14 protein-coding genes and 1 pseudogene are annotated in these 18,241 nt (G+C 54.5%); 14 read left to right on the forward strand and 1 reads right to left on the reverse strand.

Going from position 1 to position 18,241, the window contains the following annotated elements:
- Positions 1-12 precede the first annotated feature (12 nt).
- From tcuA to KHA84_RS06650, 4 genes are all read left to right on the forward strand, one after another.
- On the forward strand, positions 13-1,521 hold the full coding sequence (gene tcuA / locus KHA84_RS06635) for an FAD-dependent tricarballylate dehydrogenase TcuA (protein ID WP_213422738.1): 1,509 nt from the start codon (positions 13-15) through the stop codon (positions 1,519-1,521).
- Positions 1,522-1,578: 57 nt separating this feature from the next.
- On the forward strand, positions 1,579-2,946 hold the full coding sequence (locus KHA84_RS06640; protein ID WP_213422739.1) for an SLC13 family permease: 1,368 nt from the start codon (positions 1,579-1,581) through the stop codon (positions 2,944-2,946).
- Positions 2,947-3,166: 220 nt separating this feature from the next.
- Positions 3,167-4,327 (forward strand): N-acetylglucosamine-6-phosphate deacetylase, encoded by a 1,161-nt coding sequence (gene nagA / locus KHA84_RS06645; protein ID WP_213422740.1) that lies wholly within the window; start codon positions 3,167-3,169, stop codon positions 4,325-4,327.
- 36 nt (positions 4,328-4,363) lie between these two features.
- Entirely contained in the window at positions 4,364-5,272 is a 909-nt protein-coding gene (locus KHA84_RS06650) for a DNA-3-methyladenine glycosylase family protein (protein ID WP_213422741.1), read from the forward strand.
- Between the two features lie 71 nt (positions 5,273-5,343).
- Here KHA84_RS06650 and KHA84_RS06655 read toward each other — a convergent pair whose 3' ends face one another.
- Complete coding sequence (locus tag KHA84_RS06655) at positions 5,344-5,889, reverse strand: phosphoribosyltransferase family protein (RefSeq protein WP_213422742.1); 546 nt, start codon at positions 5,887-5,889, stop codon at positions 5,344-5,346.
- 162 nt (positions 5,890-6,051) lie between these two features.
- Between KHA84_RS06655 and hemG the strand changes: the two genes are divergently transcribed.
- The 10 genes and pseudogenes from hemG (at position 6,052) to KHA84_RS06700 (ending at position 18,205) form a co-directional block, all read left to right on the forward strand.
- Positions 6,052-7,437 (forward strand): protoporphyrinogen oxidase, encoded by a 1,386-nt coding sequence (hemG, locus tag KHA84_RS06660; protein WP_213422743.1) that lies wholly within the window; start codon positions 6,052-6,054, stop codon positions 7,435-7,437.
- Positions 7,438-7,450: 13 nt separating this feature from the next.
- Positions 7,451-8,419, forward strand: a complete 969-nt coding sequence (locus KHA84_RS06665; protein ID WP_213422744.1) for a carbohydrate kinase family protein — start codon at positions 7,451-7,453, stop codon at positions 8,417-8,419.
- Positions 8,420-8,456: 37 nt separating this feature from the next.
- Positions 8,457-8,579 (forward strand): hypothetical protein, encoded by a 123-nt coding sequence (locus KHA84_RS15510; protein WP_272875258.1) that lies wholly within the window; start codon positions 8,457-8,459, stop codon positions 8,577-8,579.
- A gap of 221 nt (positions 8,580-8,800) precedes the next feature.
- Positions 8,801-9,991, forward strand: coding sequence for a MalY/PatB family protein (locus tag KHA84_RS06670; RefSeq protein ID WP_213422745.1), 1,191 nt, complete (start codon positions 8,801-8,803; stop codon positions 9,989-9,991).
- A 117-nt stretch (positions 9,992-10,108) separates the two neighbouring features.
- Positions 10,109-10,672: a glycerol-3-phosphate responsive antiterminator gene (locus KHA84_RS06675; protein WP_213422746.1), complete on the forward strand. Its 564-nt coding sequence runs from the start codon at positions 10,109-10,111 to the stop codon at positions 10,670-10,672.
- 176 nt (positions 10,673-10,848) lie between these two features.
- On the forward strand, positions 10,849-11,682 hold the full coding sequence (locus KHA84_RS06680) for an MIP/aquaporin family protein (protein ID WP_213422747.1): 834 nt from the start codon (positions 10,849-10,851) through the stop codon (positions 11,680-11,682).
- Between the two features lie 23 nt (positions 11,683-11,705).
- On the forward strand, positions 11,706-13,196 hold the full coding sequence (glpK, locus tag KHA84_RS06685) for a glycerol kinase GlpK (RefSeq protein ID WP_213422748.1): 1,491 nt from the start codon (positions 11,706-11,708) through the stop codon (positions 13,194-13,196).
- Positions 13,197-13,365: 169 nt separating this feature from the next.
- A complete protein-coding gene (locus KHA84_RS06690; RefSeq protein ID WP_213422749.1) occupies positions 13,366-14,994 on the forward strand; it encodes a glycerol-3-phosphate dehydrogenase/oxidase in 1,629 nt (542 codons plus the stop codon).
- A gap of 222 nt (positions 14,995-15,216) precedes the next feature.
- Positions 15,217-16,794, forward strand: coding sequence for a DUF7309 domain-containing protein (locus tag KHA84_RS06695; RefSeq protein WP_213422750.1), 1,578 nt, complete (start codon positions 15,217-15,219; stop codon positions 16,792-16,794).
- Between the two features lie 104 nt (positions 16,795-16,898).
- Positions 16,899-18,205 (forward strand): annotated as a pseudogene (locus tag KHA84_RS06700) (acetamidase/formamidase family protein).
- Positions 18,206-18,241: the final 36 nt, after the last annotated feature.

Here is an 18,241-nt window from a genome sequence, read left to right on the forward strand (position 1 = left end):
GGTGGATTTCAAATGACAAATCAAAATGTGAAAACTGATTATGATGTAATTGTTGTCGGAGCCGGAAATGCCGCTCTCTGTGCTGCAATTGCTGCGAAAGAGCAGGGCGGCCATGTGCTCGTATTGGAACGTGCGCCTAAAGAAAAACGCGGCGGAAACTCCTTCTTTACAGACGGCGCGATTCGCGCGGCGTACGGAAATCTGGATCAGATCCGTGAAGTCATGCCGGAACTGACAGATGAAGAAGCTGCGAATACGGTGATGCCGGAATATACCGAGGATGATTTCTATGATGACCTCATGCGCGTCACCAAAAATGAGAGTGATCCTGATCTCGCCCGCACTTTGGTTTCGAAATCCTTTGATACAATCCGCTGGATGAACAGTCATGGCGTGGAATTCGAACTGAACAAAGCAAACCAGTCATTCGTCGAAGACGGAAAGCGAATCTTCTGGGGCGGCCTTCCGCTAAAGACGAAAGAGAAGGGAATCGGGCTGATGCGCTCCCTGTTCAACCGTGCGGAAGAACTCGGAATCGATGTTCTGTATGAATCCCGTGCGCTTGAAATTGTCCGGCAAGAGGGACGGGTGTCCGGCCTGAAAGCTGATGTGGCCGGAGAAGTGAAGACGTTTGGCGCCATAAGTGTCATCCTGGCCTGCGGCAGCTTTGAAGCCAATAAGGAAATGCGCAAGGAATATATCGGTGAAGAGTGGGAAGCGGCCGCCGTCCGCGGAACCGAATATAACACCGGTGACGGGATTGACATGGCACTTAAGGCTGGAGCGGTCCGTTTCGGGCAATGGGACGGGTGCCACTCCATTGGCACCGATGCGAATGTGCCGAAAGTCGGGGACTTCAACAAGCCTGGGGACATTTTTAAAAAGCACTCATATCCGCTCAGCATCATGCTGAACAAAGAGGGACAGCGTTTTGTCGATGAAGGCGCAGATTTCCGGAACTATACCTATGCCAAGTATGGCAAGGAAGTGCTGAAGCAGCCTGACCACATCGCTTATCAGATCTACGATTCCAAAGTTCGTCCTCTTCTCCGTCCGGAATATGACCTTGAGGAAGCGACTGTCGTAGAAGCTGATACACTTGAAGCACTCGTTGACAAGATTCCAGTGAACAAGGAAGCCTTCCTGGCCACCGTCAGGGAGTATAACGAAGCCGTGCAGGACGGCGAATTCAACCCGTCCGTGAAAGACGGTAAAGGCACGAAGGGCATTGAACCGCCAAAAACGAACTGGGCCAATACGATTGATGAAGGACCGTTCTATGCCTATCCGGTCACATGCGGCATCACGTTCTCGTTCGGCGGGGTGCACGTGGATACGGAAGGACATGTGCTGGACCGGAATGAACAGCCGATTCCGGGCTTGTTTGCAGCAGGCGAGATGGTCGGCGGCATCTTCTATCACAATTACCCTGGCGGATCCGGACTGATGTCAGGAGCTGTATACGGGAAAATTGCCGGAACAAGCGCCGGCCGCCATGTTCAGGCCGTGCAAACAATCTAACCAGAAGCCGCCAAGCATGTTGGCGGCTTTTCTGTTTCAGGAAGAGTGGCTGATTCAATGAAAAAAGGAAAAATCGGTCTGTTCATTTTGGTATTGCTGTTTTATCTGGTCTTTATACCGGGCTATACACCCTTTCCGGCAGAACTCAAAGCCCTGGTCGTACTGGTTGTTGTCCAAATTCTATGGATCGGCCGGGTGTTTCCGCTCGCCCTTTCGGCACTGATTCTGATCTTGATTTTGTCACTTCACTTTTTCTCGTATGAAAAAACTTTATCGTATTTTGCGTCACCTATTGTCTGGCTGATGTTTTCTACCTTTTTTCTCTCCGGGGCATTCATTTCTACAGGGTTGGCGACGAGAGTCTCTCTCTTTGTATTGGGCTGGTCAAGGGGTTCCAGCCGCCTGCTCATTCTGATTTCATTTGTTCTGACCGCGATTCTATCTGTTGTTCTGCCCTCAAACGTGGGAAAAGCCAGTCTGGCCGCTTCGGTATATGACAGTATTCTGAAAAACATGGGTCCCATTGCAGACATGCGGAATACCGGGAAGTCCATGTTTATCGGACTCACCTACATCGTGCCTATTTCAGGTGCGCTAGTGGCTACCGGTGCCAGTTCAACGATCTACGCCTTTGGATTAATGGAGAAGCAGGGGGCAGGCTTTGAATACTTGTCATGGTTGTGGGCATTTTCCTTTCCTGTTCTGCTTTTTCTGTTCTTTCTTTGGATCTTGGCAATGGTCTTATTCCCGCCGGAAAAAGTTGACCGCCGGAAATTGATGGAGATTATTGACCGGAAGGCTGATGAAAAGGGCAGGTTATCCTCTCGGGAATGGAGGATCATGATCATCATCAGCCTGACATTAGTGCTTTGGGTAACGCAGCCCTTGCATGGAGTCTCCATTCCGCTTGTCGGCCTGCTGGGTGCCGTCCTGACCCTGTTGCCGCCAATCGGGGTCTGGAATTGGGAAGAAGCCCGGACCCGAATTGATTGGGATATGATGCTTTTTTTCGCAGCGACGATTATGGTCTCTGAAATGCTGATCGAAACGGGGACTCTGCAATTGGTGTCCGATCTGCTTGTCAACATGCTGGGCGGCCACTCCAAGCTGTTCATTATCGTATTGATGGTGTTGCTGACGATGTTGCTCCGCCTGATTTTCGTCAATATACTCGGATTGCTCACCATTATGCTCCCCCTTGCTATCACAGTGGGGCAATCGCTACCGGGAGACACGGCGATGGCGGTTGCCATGGCGGTTTTCCTGGCAAGTATTCCGGGGTTCCTGTTCATCATCCAGTCGCCGGTACACCTGATTTCGTTTTCCTATCAGTATTTCTCCGAGCGTGACCTGCTGAAAATCGGGCTTCCTTCCATGCTGATCTGGACATTGCTGATCCTCTTCAGCACACTTGCCTGGTGGTGATTTACAGGCATTACTGTATCACTGCGGTCATCCAAGCCCAAAAGTGTATCTGCAGATGGAATGCATTTTCACGGATAACTAGTCAGAAGAGGAGAAACACCAGTCATAGGTTTTTCTCGTTTCTTAATGGACAACTGAAGAAACGAAGCTAACAATAGAAGTAGAAATGTGAGGCCGAATAGATGCGGAAAACTGTAGTGACATGGGAAGGATGAGCAAAATGCAACCGATTTTGATCAGTGGAGCCAGAGTCTATGCCGAGGAAGGTGTTCTGGAAGGGGGCTATGTGCTCGTCCGGGACGGCAGGATTGCCGTGGCGTCAGCCGAGCGTCCGGAAGGGCTCCCCAAAGAGATGAAGGAAATCGACGGCTCTTCCCTGAACGTGCTCCCGGGATTCATCGATGCCCATATCCACGGGGCAGACGGGGCGGATGTCATGGACGCGACGGAAGTGGCGCTGGATTCAATGGCTCGGTTTTTGCCTGCGGAAGGGACGACATCATTCCTTGCCACGACCATCACCCAATCTCATGAAAATATCGGCAACGCGCTGACGAATGTTGTGGAGTATCCGAACCGGCCGGGGCAGGCGGAGGTGCTCGGCGTCCATCTGGAAGGTCCGTTTGTGGAGAAAAAACGGGCAGGTGCACAGCCGGAGGCTTACATCATCGAACCCGATGCGGAGCTGTTCAGGAAGTGGCAGAAGATGGCGGGCGGGCTCATTAAAGTCATCACGATGGCGCCAGAGCATGACCCCGACGGTGCGTTCATCCGGGAACTTGCAGAATCGGGTGTGGTCGTCTCGGCCGGACATACCGATACCGGATTTGCCGGGATGGAGGAAGCTGCGGCGCACGGCGTCAGCCAGGTGACCCACCTGTGCAATGCCATGCCGGGCATTCATCACCGTGACGTCGGCGTGGTCGGGGCGGCTTTCCTTCTGGATTCGCTGAAAGCTGAACTGATTGCGGACGGCATCCATGTGGAGAAGGAAATGCTCCGTCTGATCTGGCGGAACATCGGGCCTGAGCGGCTCATCCTCATCACCGATTCCATGCGGGCAAAGGGCCTTCCGCCGGGAAATTACGAACTCGGCGGACAGCCTGTCAGGGTGACCGAAGACCGTGCGGAACTGGCTGACGGAACGCTTGCCGGCAGCATCTTGAAGATGAATGAAGGGGCCAGCCGCATGCTCGAAATCGGCGGTGCCACAATGGAAGATATCGTGTCGGTGGCATCAGCCAATCCGGCCCGTCAGCTTGGTGTTGATGACCGGAAAGGCGGGATCCGGGAAGGGAAAGACGCGGACCTGATCCTCGTGGATGATGACCTGAATGTCCGGCTGACGCTTTGCCGGGGGGAAGTGGCGTTCGAGGGTTGATGCCGAGTGCTCTTTCGTGAACAAAGGGGGATGATCATGACGAATCACCAAGAACTGCTAATCCGCACACCGGACGGCTTCAGCTTTTCAGAGAACCTGGAGTACCTGTCGCGCTCGGCGGATGAGTGCATGTTCCATATTCAAGATGGCAGGGTATCGCGTGCAATTGAAGTAGAAGGAAAGCCGGTGCTTTTTAGGATGGAAGAGCATCCGGAAGGCATTCTGGTGACCCTAGCCGGGGAAGGGGATGGAGTGAAAGCCGGTGCGGAGCGGTTCATCCGCGACTGGCTCGACCTTGGCCGGGACTTGGTGCCGTTCTACGAGTTGAGCGAGAGGGACCCACTTCTCCGGGATGCAGTCCGCCGGCACCGCGGACTCCGTGTCGTAGGGATCCCCGATCTGTTCGAGACGTTCGTCTGGGCAATTCTTGGCCAGCAGATCACTGTTGCGTTCGCTTATGTTCTGAAGCGCAGATTTGTTGAGACTTTCGGCCAGGCCATCGAAGCAGACGGCGTGGCCCATTATCTGTTTCCTTCCACGGAAAAAGTGGCGGAACTAGAGCCGGAGGCACTGCGTGAACTGAAGATTACTGCCAGGAAGAGTGAATACATCATCGGCATCGCCAGGCTAATTGCGGAGGGAGAGCTTACGAAGGAAGGGCTCCTGGCCCTTGGCGACGACCGGGCGATCGAGCACCGGCTTACCGCCATCCGGGGCATCGGACCGTGGACGGCAAACTATGTCCTCATGCGCTGCCTCCGGTCACCCGATGCCTACCCGGCGGCTGATGTCGGGCTTCATAATGCCCTGAAGCTCGTTGCAGGGCTTGACCGGAAGCCGACCTTGCCGGAGGTTGAGGCATTCGCCGAGCCGTGGAAAGGCTGGCGCGCCTATGCGACGTTTTATCTTTGGCGCTATCTGAGCAGCGAGGCGGAGCTGGGCTAAACTGAGAGTTCATCAACTTTTTAACATAAGCAGGCGGTTCCGCATCATCGGAACCGCCTGTTTTCAAGTCGTTATTCAACTGGGAACAGCGGCAGCTTTTCGAGGAAGATGATGTCTTCACGATCCGCCGAGTCGCCTTCGGCCAGGATGGCGGCACGTGCGACGATTTCTGCGCCTGCTTCTGTGACAAGGGCTTCCAGGGCACGGAGGGAGTCGCCGGTGCTGATGACGTCATCGATCAGGGCGACTCGTTTTCCCCTGATTGCCGCAGCATCATGACCGTCCAGGACAAGTTTCTGTTGCTTATGGGTCGTCATCGAGGTCATGGTCGCAACAAACGGCTCTTCCATATACGCTTTCACGCTTTTCCTGGCCACGATGTAACGGGGCATTCCTTTGAGCTTGGCGACTTCATGGGCAAAGGGGATGCCTTTGGCCTCGGCGGTCACAAGGAAGTCTACTTCAGGCAGTTTGTCTGCCATGAGGGATGCGGCTTCCGATACGATTTCGCTGTCTCCGAGGATGACGAAGCTGGCGATCCGCAGTTCTTCGGAAACCCAGACAAGCGGCAGTTCGCGGGTGACGGTTCCGATGGTTAATTTGTACGTATTCCGCATGAAGTCCCTTCCTTTCCTGTTTCGGACCGAAGATTAGTACCATCTTCAGTTTACCCTTTTTCGGACGGTCTCTGTCACAAAACTGTCTGGGCGCAAGTCGCATCAGTTAAGCAAAACGGTGTACACTTGCGGTAGAGAGTTGTTAAAAGGAGCGGGTGACTTATGAAACGTTATATCGTGGTCGGCGGAGGCATCACCGGACTGTCCGCTGCGCACCGGCTGCATCAGCTTGCCGGGGAGTCTCAAGAAGACATCCAAATCACGCTGATTGAAGCGGAGGAGCGGCTAGGCGGCAAGCTGTGGACGCTGCAGGAGGAAGGATTCATTATGGAAGCGGGAGCGGATTCGATCGTAGCTCGTCACGAGGCGGTCGGGATACTGGTGGACGACCTCGGTCTGCGGGACCGTGTTGTCCATAATGCGACCGGCATCTCGTACCTTTACCGGGACGGGGAACTGCATGCGATTCCGGCGGATACGGTGTTCGGCATTCCGATGGACAAAGAGTCTCTCATGGCGTCCACACTTGTTTCCGAAGAAGGTAAGCAGGCCGCGCTGAAAGATTTCGAAGAGGCCGATCATGATTTCACCAAGGATAGCCCGATCGGCGCGTTCTTGCGGGCGTTCCTCGGCGACGAGGTGGTGGAGCGGCAGGTGGCCCCCGTGCTGTCGGGCGTCTACTCGGGTTCCCTAGATTCACTGACGCTCGGTTCTACACTGCCCTATCTTTTGGACTACAAAAATGAGTACGGAAGCATCATCCGCGGACTCGGAGCAAACCGGGAAAAGTTCCAGTCCCAGGCGAACAAGAAATTCCTTTCGTTCGACGGGGGATTGTCCGTCCTGATCGACCGGATGGAAGAAAAGATGTCAGGCGTCCGGATCCTGAAAGGGGCCAAGGCGGAGCGTCTTGAAAAGGACGGGGACGGCTATCTTGTATCGGTTCAAGGTCAGGGGGGATTCCGGGCTGACGGGGTCATCCTGGCCCTGCCGGATTCCCAGGTGCGCGGGCTGCTCGACCAGGCGGCTCCAAAGAAAGTGTTCGAAACCTTCACGAATGCCTCGATTCTGACGATGTACCTTGGATACGATGTGCCGGACTCCGTGCTTCCCGCGGTCGGTACCGGATTCATCAACGCCGGGAACGGCCAGGTTGTGTGCGATGCGTGCACGTGGACAAGCAGGAAATGGACGCATACATCGCCGGATGGCCGTCTTCTCGTCCGGCTGTTCTACAAAAACTCTAATCCGGAGTTCGAAGAGATTTCCTCGATGGACAAAGAGGAACTGATCGCCCTTGCACGCCGGGACCTGAAGGAAAGCCTGGGCCTGGACGCGGAGCCGTCGGTGGTTGAAATCACGCCGTGGCTCGGACTCATGCCGAAGTATGGCCTCGGACACCGTGCAGCAGTGGAGCAGCTGGAACAGTTCCTTGATGGGAATTATCCGAATATCCATGTGGCCGGAGCATCGTTCCACGGCGTCGGCATCGGTCTTTGCATCGCGGACGGCAGGGAAAAGGCGGAGCGGCTGATCAAGACCCGATAAAAGGAGGAAGACCATGCCCGGAATTCTTGCAGTCGGAGAAGTGCTGATCGACTTTACACCTTACGGACTGTCTGATAAGGGAGACCCGCTGTTTGAGCAGAACCCGGGCGGGGCGCCGGCGAATGTGGAGGCAATGGTCGCCAAGCTCGGCGGCAAGGCATCCATTGCCGCAAAAGTGGGACGTGACAGCTTTGGAGAAGTACTGATCCGGACACTTGGGGAAACAGGGGTGGACGCATCCGGAGTTGCGGTGACGGACGAGGCAAATACGACGCTGGCATTTGTCCATCTGGATGACGATGGGGAGCGGTCTTTCAGCTTTTACAGGAAACCGGGGGCCGATGTGCTGCTGGAGGTTTCGGATATCTCCGATGAAGCAATTGAAGCGGCAGATCTGCTCCATGCCGGTTCCGTCTCGTTGACGATGGAATCGGCGCGGAGTGCCACATTGTCTGCGATCCGGAGGGCTGCCGGAATGGGAAAGGTAATTTCGTTTGACCCGAATATCCGGGAAAAACTGATCGGAGATCTTGGCCGCCTGCTTGGTGATATCCGCAGCATTCTTCCGCTTGTCCGCTATCTGAAGGTGTCGGAAGAGGAACTGGAGCTGATTGCGGATGAGCCTGAGCTCAAAAATGCCTGCCGGGCATTAAACCGGCAATTCGGGATTCCCGTCATCATCGTCACGAGGGGAAGCCGGGGAAGCGTGCTTTACTCGGAAGGCCAATTCGCCGAAATTCCCGGATTCCCTGTTCAGCGAATAGATGCAACAGGAGCAGGAGACGCCTTTTGGGGCGCTTTTCTTTACCGTCTCATGGAAGGCGGGTTTGAGGAATCCCTCGCAGTCCCGACGCTAACGGAATTCTGCCAATTTGCAGGTGCGGCAGGTGCGCTTGCCTGTACAAAAAGAGGCGGAATCCCCGCTCTTCCGGCTCTTAGACAGATCGAGGTCTTCATAAATGAGAACGGTCAGTCCCGGTAAGGGGCTGGCCTTATTGTTACTGACCGGGTGCTAGCGCTTGGGGTCGGGAGGCGAGAGTATCGGGACATTCAGCGAGAGTATTGAGACATTCATGGGGCGAATCGGGACATTCATGATGGGTATCGAGACACTTGGCAAGAGTATTGACACATTCATCTAAAAATAAAGATCGAACATTAGTCCGTTTCTCTTGATCTTATTGCGAAGTGCTCCGGTATGTATGCTGCTGACCGGGCGCTTGTGCTTTTGTTCTCGGTTCTGTAAATTCAAACAGCTGGAGTGGCTATTGAAGGACAAAAAGAGGTAAAGTGTATAGTAGGCGGAGCCGGCTACCGGGAAATCGTTGGCCGGCTCCTTTATTTACGTAAGGGGGAGTCAATCATGGCTTACAATTTTGATGAAACAATTGAGCGCCGAGGGACAGCGAGTGCGAAATGGGACGCTGTAAAGGAACTTTTCGGTTCCGAAGATGTTCTGCCGCTTTGGGTGGCGGATATGGATTTCCGTGTGCCGGAGGAGGTCGTCGAGGCGATCAAGGAAACCGCGGACCATGGAATTTTCGGATATACGCTCCGATCCGATGAATACAAGCAGGCGGTGAAGGACTGGATGAAGAACCGCCACGGCTGGGAGATTGACGGTGAGTGGATCACCCAGACGCCCGGCGTCGTCAATGCGCTGAATATGGCCGTTCTTGCCTACACGGAGCCCGGCGATTCGGTCATCGTCCAGCCGCCGGTTTACTATCCGTTCATGAAGGCGATCAACAATCATGGCCGTCAAGTGGTCAACAACCCGCTGATCGACCGGGGTGGCCGCTATGAAATGGATTTTGACGACTTGGAGGCGAAAATTGAGGATAGCGGTGCGAAGCTTCTGTTCCTGTGCAACCCGCAGAACCCGTCCGGACGCGTCTGGACGCCGGACGAGCTAAAGCAGTTGGGCGACATCTGTGTGCGTCATGGCGTAACCGTCGTTTCCGATGAGATTCACGGCGATCTTATTCTCGGCGACCAGCCGCATACGCCGTTTGCCGGCATTTCGGACGAGTTTGCCGAAATCAGCGTGACGTGCACGGCACCGAGCAAGACGTTCAACCTGGCAGGCCTTCATACGTCAAACATCATTATCCCTGATGAAGGACGTCGGAAAGCGTTCAATGTGCAGCTTGATAAGTTTGCGGTCGGCGGCTCGTCACCGATTGGGGCTGCTGCGACCATTGCGGCATACCGCCACGGGCAGGAATGGCTTGAAAATCTGCTCGACTATGTCAGGGACAACTACGCCTTCTTAACGGAATTTACGGAAGCGAATATCCCGAAGCTTAAAGTGTACCCGCTTGAATCGACCTATCTTGCATGGGTGGACGCGCGTGCCCTTGGTCTGGACAACAAAGCCCTTGAGACGTTCATGGCCAAAGAAGCGAAAGTCGGACTTAATCAGGGACATATTTTCGGTCCGGGCGGAGAAGGATTCGTCCGTGTGAACCTGGCCTGCACGAGAAAGACGCTTGAGGAAGCACTTAACCGAATCAAAGAGGCGGTCAAAAAGCATCAGGAAACGACCGCCTGACCAGAGAGAACCGGCAGCTGCCGGTTCTTTTTCTGTTAGGATGCCGGGAGGGCCCCGGATTGCAGGTCCTTCCTGCCGATGATAAACTGTCCGTATTGAACAGTGAGGAGTAGAATCATGATTCGTTCCCAAAAGATTCTGCCTGCGTTCTCAACCATGAGGGAATTTGAACGATTTCTCGAAAGTGACTATGAAGTCGGGATCTTCCTGGAGCTGCATGTTTCTCAACTTAAGCATGCGGCGCAGATGGCGAAAGACCGCGGAAAGAAAATGATTTATCATGTAGACCTGATTCAAGGGCTGAAAAGCGATGAACATGCGACGGAGTACATTTGCCAGGAGTACAAGCCGTTCGGCCTCATTTCGACCAAGTCCAATGTGATCCGGAAAGCGAAGCAGAAAGGCGTTCTCTCCATTCAGCGGATGTTTCTGATCGATTCGCATGCCTTGGAGAAAAGCTATCAGCTCGTCGAACGGACAAAGCCGGACTTTATTGAGATCATGCCCGGTGTCGTCCCGTGGATGCTGACGGAAATCAAACAGAAGCTTGGCATCGGCATTTTTGCCGGAGGGCTGATCCGGACTGCCGAAGACGTTGAAATCGCGCTTCAGGCAGGGGCCGAAGCCATTACCACATCCGATGCTGAACTGTGGCATCAATTCGCCGGTTCCGAAAACTGAGACCGATGGATTTTGGTGGTTGACGCGAAAAGCGGAAAGCGTTATCATTTCCACTAAGTTAATAGGATGACGGAGAACAGGGAGATTCACTTTGAATGCAGCGGCGGTTTTTTTGCCGTTGCATGGTGAATTTCCCTGTTTTTTGTTTTGCCAACATACCGAAGGGGGAGACCGCAATGAATCCATTTCTGGGAGAGTTGATTGGAACCGCTATATTGATCCTTTTTGGTGCGGGGGTCTGTGCCAATGTCAATCTTAAAAAAACCTTTGCATTTCAAAGCGGATGGCTCGTCATCGCAATCGGCTGGGGGCTTGGAGTCACGATGGCGGTTTATGCGGTCGGGATGTTCAGCGGTGCCCATCTGAACCCCGCAGTGACGCTTGGCCTTGCGTTTAAGGGGGACTTCCCTTGGGCTGACGTGCCGGGGTATATCGTTGCGCAAGTGGCAGGCGCATTTATCGGGGCGGCCGCTGTTATGCTGCACTTCCTGCCACATTGGAAAGAGACGCAAGACCCGGGCGTGAAGTTGGGCGTGTTTGCAACCGGTCCGGCCATCCCTGATTATTTCTCCAACTTGATAAGCGAGATGATCGGAACCTTCATCCTGGTGGTGGGGATCCTTTCGATCGGAGCCAACGAATTCACGGAGGGCTTGAACCCTCTGATTGTCGGGCTGCTCATTGTGGCCATCGGCATTTCCCTCGGAGGCACAACAGGGTATGCAATCAATCCCGCCCGTGATTTCGGGCCCCGGCTTGCGCATTTCCTTTTGCCGCTTGCCGGAAAGGGACCATCCAACTGGAAATACTCATGGATCCCGGTGGCAGGGCCGGTTCTGGGCGGATCGCTGGGCGGCGTATTCTATAAAGCGGTATTCACCGGAGCCCCCACTCCCGCTTTTTGGGCGGTGTTAATCGTATGCTCGGCGGCACTGGCGGCGGCCAGGGTGATACAGGGCCGCCAAAGCCAGGGGCCTGCTGTCAGCTCGCCCACTCCCGTTAAAAAATAAACGTGATATCGGAGGAAAAGGAAATGGAAACATACATTTTATCCATCGACCAGGGCACATCCAGTTCAAGGGCAATTTTGTTTAATCAGGAAGGGGAGGCCGTGCATTCTGCCCAGCAGGAGTTTAACCAATATTTCCGAAATCCTGGATGGGTCGAACAGAATGCCAATGAAATCTGGGCATCCGTCCTGTCAGTCGTGACCACCCTGATCACCGAGGCGGATGTCAACCCGAAACAGATTGCCGCTATCGGAATCACCAACCAGCGCGAGACGGCCGTTGTTTGGGATAAGAAAACCGGCCAGCCGATCTGCCATGCAATTGTCTGGCAGTCCCGCCAGACGGCCGATATTTGCAGGGACCTGAAGGAAAAGGGGTACGAAGAGACGGTCAGGGAGAAAACCGGACTCCTCATCGATCCCTACTTCAGCGGGACGAAGATCAAGTGGATGCTTGACCACACGGAAGGGGCGCGGGAACGAGCGGAACGCGGAGAATTGCTGTTCGGCACCATTGATTCGTGGCTGATCTGGAAGCTTACGGACGGGAAGGTGCATGCGACCGATTATTCCAATGCTTCGAGGACCCTTTTGTATAACATCTATGAGCTGAAGTGGGATGAAGAACTGCTTGAGATGCTGGAGATTCCCGCAACGATGCTCCCGGAAGTGAAGGCGTCGTCACACCTTTTCGGAAAGACGGCGAGCCACCACTTTTTCGGTGAGCAGATTCCGATTGCAGGAGTTGCGGGCGACCAGCAGGCGGCGCTTTTCGGCCAAGCCTGTTATGAGGAAGGAATGGCGAAAAACACGTATGGCACCGGTTGCTTCATGCTCATGGCAACCGGGGAAAAGGCGGTCCGTTCCAAGCATGGCCTGCTGACTACGCTTGCATGGGGCATTGATGGCAAAGTGGAGTATGCCCTGGAAGGCAGCATCTTCGTCGCCGGCTCCGCGATCCAGTGGCTCAGAGACGGAATGCGCATGCTTAAAGACAGCGCCCAAAGCGAAGAATACGCAGAGCGGGTGGACTCCACCGGCGGGGTCTACATGGTCCCTGCTTTTGTCGGCCTCGGGACACCTTACTGGGACAGCGAAGCGCGCGGAGCGGTATTTGGACTTACACGCGGCACGACAAAAGAGCATTTCATCCGTGCCACCCTCGAAGCGCTGGCGTACCAGGCAAAAGATGTGCTCGACGTGATGGAGAAAGACTCGGGATTGCCGCTGAAAACACTTCGCGTGGACGGCGGCGCGGTCAACAACAACTTCCTGATGCAATTCCAGAGTGACATCCTCGGCGTACCCGTCGAACGGACGGCAGTCAGCGAAACGACAGCCTTGGGTTCAGCCTATCTGGCGGGCCTTGCTGTAGGATACTGGGATTCCTGTGCCGACATCTCCGCCCAGTGGAAGGTCAAAAAGCGGTTCGAACCTGCCATCAGCGAAGCAAAGCGCGATGAGCTTTACGGCGGCTGGAAAAAGGCCGTCGAGGCGACCATCCGTTTCAAATAATCGGTTTCATTGATTCTGCAGGCTGCGTTTTGGTATAATGAACTCAAAGTTAATGAATGTGTCGAGAGACTCGGAGAGACCTGATGCGCATGATGGGGAGACCATCATGCCTGCTTCAGGTCTCTTTTTTGTTGCTTTCAGTTCATTTACCCGATGGAGGGAAACGATAATGGAATTTTCTTCGATAAAACGAAAACAGCTGCTTGAAGAAATGGGCAGCCGGGAATTTGACCTTCTGGTGATTGGCGGGGGCATCACGGGCGCAGGCATCGCCCACGATGCAGCAACACGCGGCATGAGCGTGGCCCTCGTGGAGATGCAGGACTTTGCTGCAGGCACATCCAGCCGCTCCACAAAACTGGTCCATGGCGGATTGCGCTATCTGAAGCAGTTTGAAGTAAAGATGGTGGCGGAAGTCGGAAAGGAGCGGGCGATCGTCTATGAAAACGGCCCGCATGTCACGACACCGGAATGGATGCTGTTGCCCTTCCACAAAGGCGGAACGTTCGGGGCATTCACAACGAATATCGGTCTCAGGGTGTATGATTTCCTTGCCGGCGTCAAAAAGGACGAGCGCCGCAAGATGCTGTCGGCCGATGAGACGCTCAAAAAAGAACCGCTCATCAAAAAAGAGGGCCTGAAAGGCGGCGGCTATTATGTGGAATACAGGACAGACGATGCCCGGCTCACAATCGAGGTCCTGAAGGCGGCGGTCAGTGAGGGAGCACTTGCGGCAAACTATGCCAAAGCAGAGGACTATATTTATGAAAACGGCAAGATCACTTCGGTTCGCGTGAGTGACCGGCTCGCTGGGGGAGAGACTGTGATCCGGGCGAAAAAGGTCGTGAATGCAACAGGACCGTGGAGTGACAAGATGCGCGATAAAGACGCCCCCGGAAGGAAAAAGCTCCGCCTCACCAAAGGTGTCCACGTCGTGTTCGACCAGAGCCGGTTCCCGCTCCGGCAGGCCGTTTATTTTGACACGCCTGATGGGCGCATGGTGTTTGCGATTCCGCGGGATGGCAAAACGTACGTCGGCACAACGGATACATTCTTCGACCAAAACCCTGTCAACCCGATCCCTCTGCCGGAAGATGTGGACTACTTGCTGAAAGCGATCCGGTTTATGTTCCCGGACGTCAGCGTGTCCCCTGCGGATGTCGAGTCGGGATGGGCAGGGGTGCGCCCGCTCATTTACGAAGAAGGGAAAAAAGAATCCGAAATCTCCCGGAAAGATGAAATCTGGGAGTCGGACAGCGGCCTGATTACGATTGCGGGCGGCAAGCTCACCGGTTACAGGAAAATGGCGGAGAGCGTCGTAGACCGTATTGCGGAAAGGCTCGGCGGAGGATTCGGAACGTGCAGGACAAGAGACTTGCCGATTTCCGGAGGGGATGTCGGCGGCTCCGCAAAATTCCCTGCCTATGTAGAAGAAAAGGTTGCGGAAGGAGTAGCGGCCGGCCTCCCAAGAGAATTTGCGGATGCCATCCTTCAGCGTTACGGCACAAATGCCGGGAAGGTCTTCTCCTATATCAATGAATCCGGAGAAGGGGCATTGCCGAAGGAAGTGGAGGCGCTCCTGAACTATTCGATGCATCATGAGATGGCCGCCAAGCCGGTCGACTTCTTTATCCGCAGGACGGGCGCACTTTTCTTCGATATTGATTGGGTGCGGACCTGGAAAGATCCGGTCATCCGTAAGATGGCAGAAGTCAATGGCTGGTCCGCTGAAGAGGAACAACTCTACCGCGAAGAACTGGAACAGGCACTATGCGAAGCTGTACCTGAAATGGCATAAGAAAGAGGTGAACCGGAACAGGGCAAACAGAGATTGCCGTCTGTTCCGGTTTATTTGTTTTGTGAAAGCCCGAAGAAAGGCCTATGTTTTTCACCCGTACCTGGGCGTCCATTTTTCAATTTTCGACATCAATTTTCCTTTTTCGGTTTCAGTCTTACGCTCCATTGTGGGAGAGGGCGGCAGCGCTTACAATGAGGTCAAATCAGGATGGGAGGAAGGTCTTTGATCTACGAGCTTGAAATCACGATCAACCGGGGGGCAGAGGCGAGGCGGCTGATACAGGTGGACGGGGATATGGCATTCGGGCAGCTCCATGAGGTGATCCAATCCGCATTTGAATGGGAACGGGGACATGAGTTTAATTTCAGGCGGAAACGTTCATCCGGGGAGCAGATTCCCATTCCGGAAGAACGGAAAGTCGCTGATGCGCTGAAGGAAGGGGATAAACTACTGTACAGCTACTTTGCCGATGGGGAATGGATTCATCAGCTTGCGGTCAAATCCGTACTGATCAAGGCGCCTGAAAACAGCGAACCGAATGTTGCTTATCCGAGGTGCCTGGAGGCTGAGGGAGAGCTGCTCCATAAGTATACCGTTCCGCCTATGTTTATCGAACCTGGGGTCCGGACGCCAAGTGATCTGGCATTTGACATCAACATGGCATTCCTTAAATTCGATGGCATCCCGACCCTCTATGAAATAAACGGGATGTGGAGCGGTTCGGACCACTTCCGGAGGGAAGAAGAGACGGTGACGGACGAACAACTCAACCAATTTAATGAACTTCGCAGCGGGTGGAAAGGGTTGCTTCAGGAAGTGCTTGCAGCAATGAAATTGCTTTATGGTGCCAGGCCGTGGGAATACCTGAACGGCCGCCAGGTGATCTTCCTGGAGTTTGGAGACGGGGAAGAACCGCTGTTCATCCGGGTGCTGGGGCGCGAGGAAGATGAGTTTGGACTGGTCGTGTATTCCGGCTGGGACGGCTACCGTCATATGTGCAACGAGCTGGAGGGAAAGTTGACTGACCAGGAACGGATTCATGGATTCAGAGGGGTATATGCCACTTTTGTGAACAAGAAGCAGCTGAACCCGATCACCCGGCGGATCTATAAAGAGCTGGGCCATACATTCAAACAATCCGGCTGGCCCCTTCTGGAAGCCATCGAACCCGGATGGATGCCGCAACTCCCGAGACCGCGGGACGCGGAGTTCCTCCTGCATGCCATCGGAGCTGTGCGTTCATTACTGAAAAGCTCCAGCGGTTTTTCCGCGCTTCCCGTGTTCCGGTCCGGCGGAGAAATGATCGGGTTCGTGGCTGAGGATAGTGGCGCCATGAAAGGCGGAATTGTCAAGACTCCCGATATTCCGCCGGAGCGGGTGCCGGGAATCCGGGTAACGGACTATACCGTCAAGTGTCTGAAGAACCTGCCGCGTTCAGAACAGCGGATTGAATTCGATTTGTCATTGGCGGAGGTCTATGGCAGAGAACCGGTGATGCAGCGGCTTTTCAACCCATTGCTGCTCGCTTCTGCCGAAGCGAACTCGGGCAGGACAATCCATTCACAATTCTTGTCCACGACCGATCCGGACATTCTGGCACAGGCCATGTTCGCGGACGTGCTGATCCACTTTCTTAAAATGTTGCCTGCAGAAGTTCACCTGACTGCAGGAACGGCAAGGAGACTGGGGCCGCTTCTGGGCATACTGGGAATCAAAGAACGGATCGTGTACCGGCTTCCGGGTGTGGAAAAAGCACGGGAGGCGGAAGTGGGCAAGGTGAAGGGGTATATCAGCTTGTGATTGATATCTATTGAACGCTTTTCATTCATCCCCGGAACAAAGGTGGTAAGATAGAGTATGAAGACTGAAAACTTTGAAAGGGGAGATTCAGAGTGGTTCAGGAAATGCAGCGTACCGGAGAAGCCAGCGAGATGATTTTGGTCAATGAGTATATTGATGGGGTGCTGGACCCGGGAAAGCCGATGCTGGGGCCGGTGAAAGACGGCGGTCATATTATTGCACACACGGCACCGGGCTGCTGGGGACCGATGATCACGCCTTGCATCCGGGGAGGTCATGAAGTGACCAAACCGGTTTATGTGGAGGGGGCGATGCCTGGTGACGCCATTGTCGTAGAGATCAAATCAATCGAAGTGACCTCACGGGCGACCGCGTCGGGTAATGACCGTCCGGTCGAAGGGCGTTTTGTCGGGGATCCATTCATCGCGGTCAAATGTCCGGGTTGCGGGACGATGTATCCGGAAACAGTCATTGAGGGCACCGGGCAGGAAGCAATCCGCTGTGCAGAGTGCGGAGAGAATGTTACACCGTTTGAATTTACGAACGGCTATACGATGGCTTTTGATGAGAGTGGAACAGTAGGGGTGACTCTGACGGAAGAAGCGGCGGAACAGGTCGCCCGTGATGGCCGAAGTTATATGCAGACTCCCGAAAACTCGGTCCAGAATCCAATTGTGACATTCGCGCCGCAGACCTGGTCGGAACCATAGCCAGGACGCGCCCATTCCTTGGCCAACTCGGTACCACGCCGTCGAGACCTACGCCGGATTCCCATAATGCCGGCGACTTTGGATTGTTCCTCGTCGGTGCACCGCACGACTATTCCTGTACGGCTGAGGAACTGGAAACCCACCGGACCGACGGCCATATGGACATCAACCGTGTGCGTGCCGGCGCTGTGCTTATCTGCCCGGTTAAAGTGGAAGGCGGCGGTGTTTACCTGGGCGATATGCACGCCATGCAAGGCGACGGAGAAATCGCCGGACATACGACAGATGTCGCAGGAATGGTCCATCTGCGGGTGCACGTTCTGAAAAACGCCAATCTCAAAGGCCCGATACTTCTTCCAAATGTGGAAGATCTTCCATATACGGCAAAACCGATCACCGAAGAGGAACGGGAGGCAGCCGAGAAAGTGGCTGCGAAGTGGAATGTCAGGAAGTTGGAGGAGTCCCTGCCCGTTTCATTTATCGGAACCGGGCCAACGCTGAATGACGCGACCGAAAACGGGATGAAGCGCGCTGCTGACGTACTCGGCATCACCGTTGAAGAAGTGATGAACCGCTCGACCATCACCGGCGCCATCGAAATCGGACGCCATCCTGGCGTCGTCACTGTCACGTTCCTTGCGCCTGTTGAAAAGCTGAAAGAAGCGGGACTTTATGAACTGACGAGGAAACAGTACGGATAAATCTATTAATTGGGAAAAGCGATGCCGCGGGGCATC

Origin of the sequence: Bhargavaea massiliensis (assembly GCF_018390575.1) — a bacterium.
Lineage (GTDB): Bacteria > Bacillota > Bacilli > Bacillales_A > Planococcaceae > Bhargavaea > Bhargavaea massiliensis.

Coding starts and splice junctions, on each gene's coding strand:
- tcuA (WP_213422738.1), top strand. CDS start 13: ATGACAAATCAAAATGTGAAAACTGATTATGATGTAATTGTTGTCGGA.
- KHA84_RS06640 (WP_213422739.1), top strand. CDS start 1,579: ATGAAAAAAGGAAAAATCGGTCTGTTCATTTTGGTATTGCTGTTTTAT.
- nagA (WP_213422740.1), top strand. CDS start 3,167: ATGCAACCGATTTTGATCAGTGGAGCCAGAGTCTATGCCGAGGAAGGT.
- KHA84_RS06650 (WP_213422741.1), top strand. CDS start 4,364: ATGACGAATCACCAAGAACTGCTAATCCGCACACCGGACGGCTTCAGC.
- KHA84_RS06655 (WP_213422742.1), bottom strand. CDS start 5,889: ATGCGGAATACGTACAAATTAACCATCGGAACCGTCACCCGCGAACTG.
- hemG (WP_213422743.1), top strand. CDS start 6,052: ATGAAACGTTATATCGTGGTCGGCGGAGGCATCACCGGACTGTCCGCT.
- KHA84_RS06665 (WP_213422744.1), top strand. CDS start 7,451: ATGCCCGGAATTCTTGCAGTCGGAGAAGTGCTGATCGACTTTACACCT.
- KHA84_RS06670 (WP_213422745.1), top strand. CDS start 8,801: ATGGCTTACAATTTTGATGAAACAATTGAGCGCCGAGGGACAGCGAGT.
- KHA84_RS06675 (WP_213422746.1), top strand. CDS start 10,109: ATGATTCGTTCCCAAAAGATTCTGCCTGCGTTCTCAACCATGAGGGAA.
- KHA84_RS06680 (WP_213422747.1), top strand. CDS start 10,849: ATGAATCCATTTCTGGGAGAGTTGATTGGAACCGCTATATTGATCCTT.
- glpK (WP_213422748.1), top strand. CDS start 11,706: ATGGAAACATACATTTTATCCATCGACCAGGGCACATCCAGTTCAAGG.
- KHA84_RS06690 (WP_213422749.1), top strand. CDS start 13,366: ATGGAATTTTCTTCGATAAAACGAAAACAGCTGCTTGAAGAAATGGGC.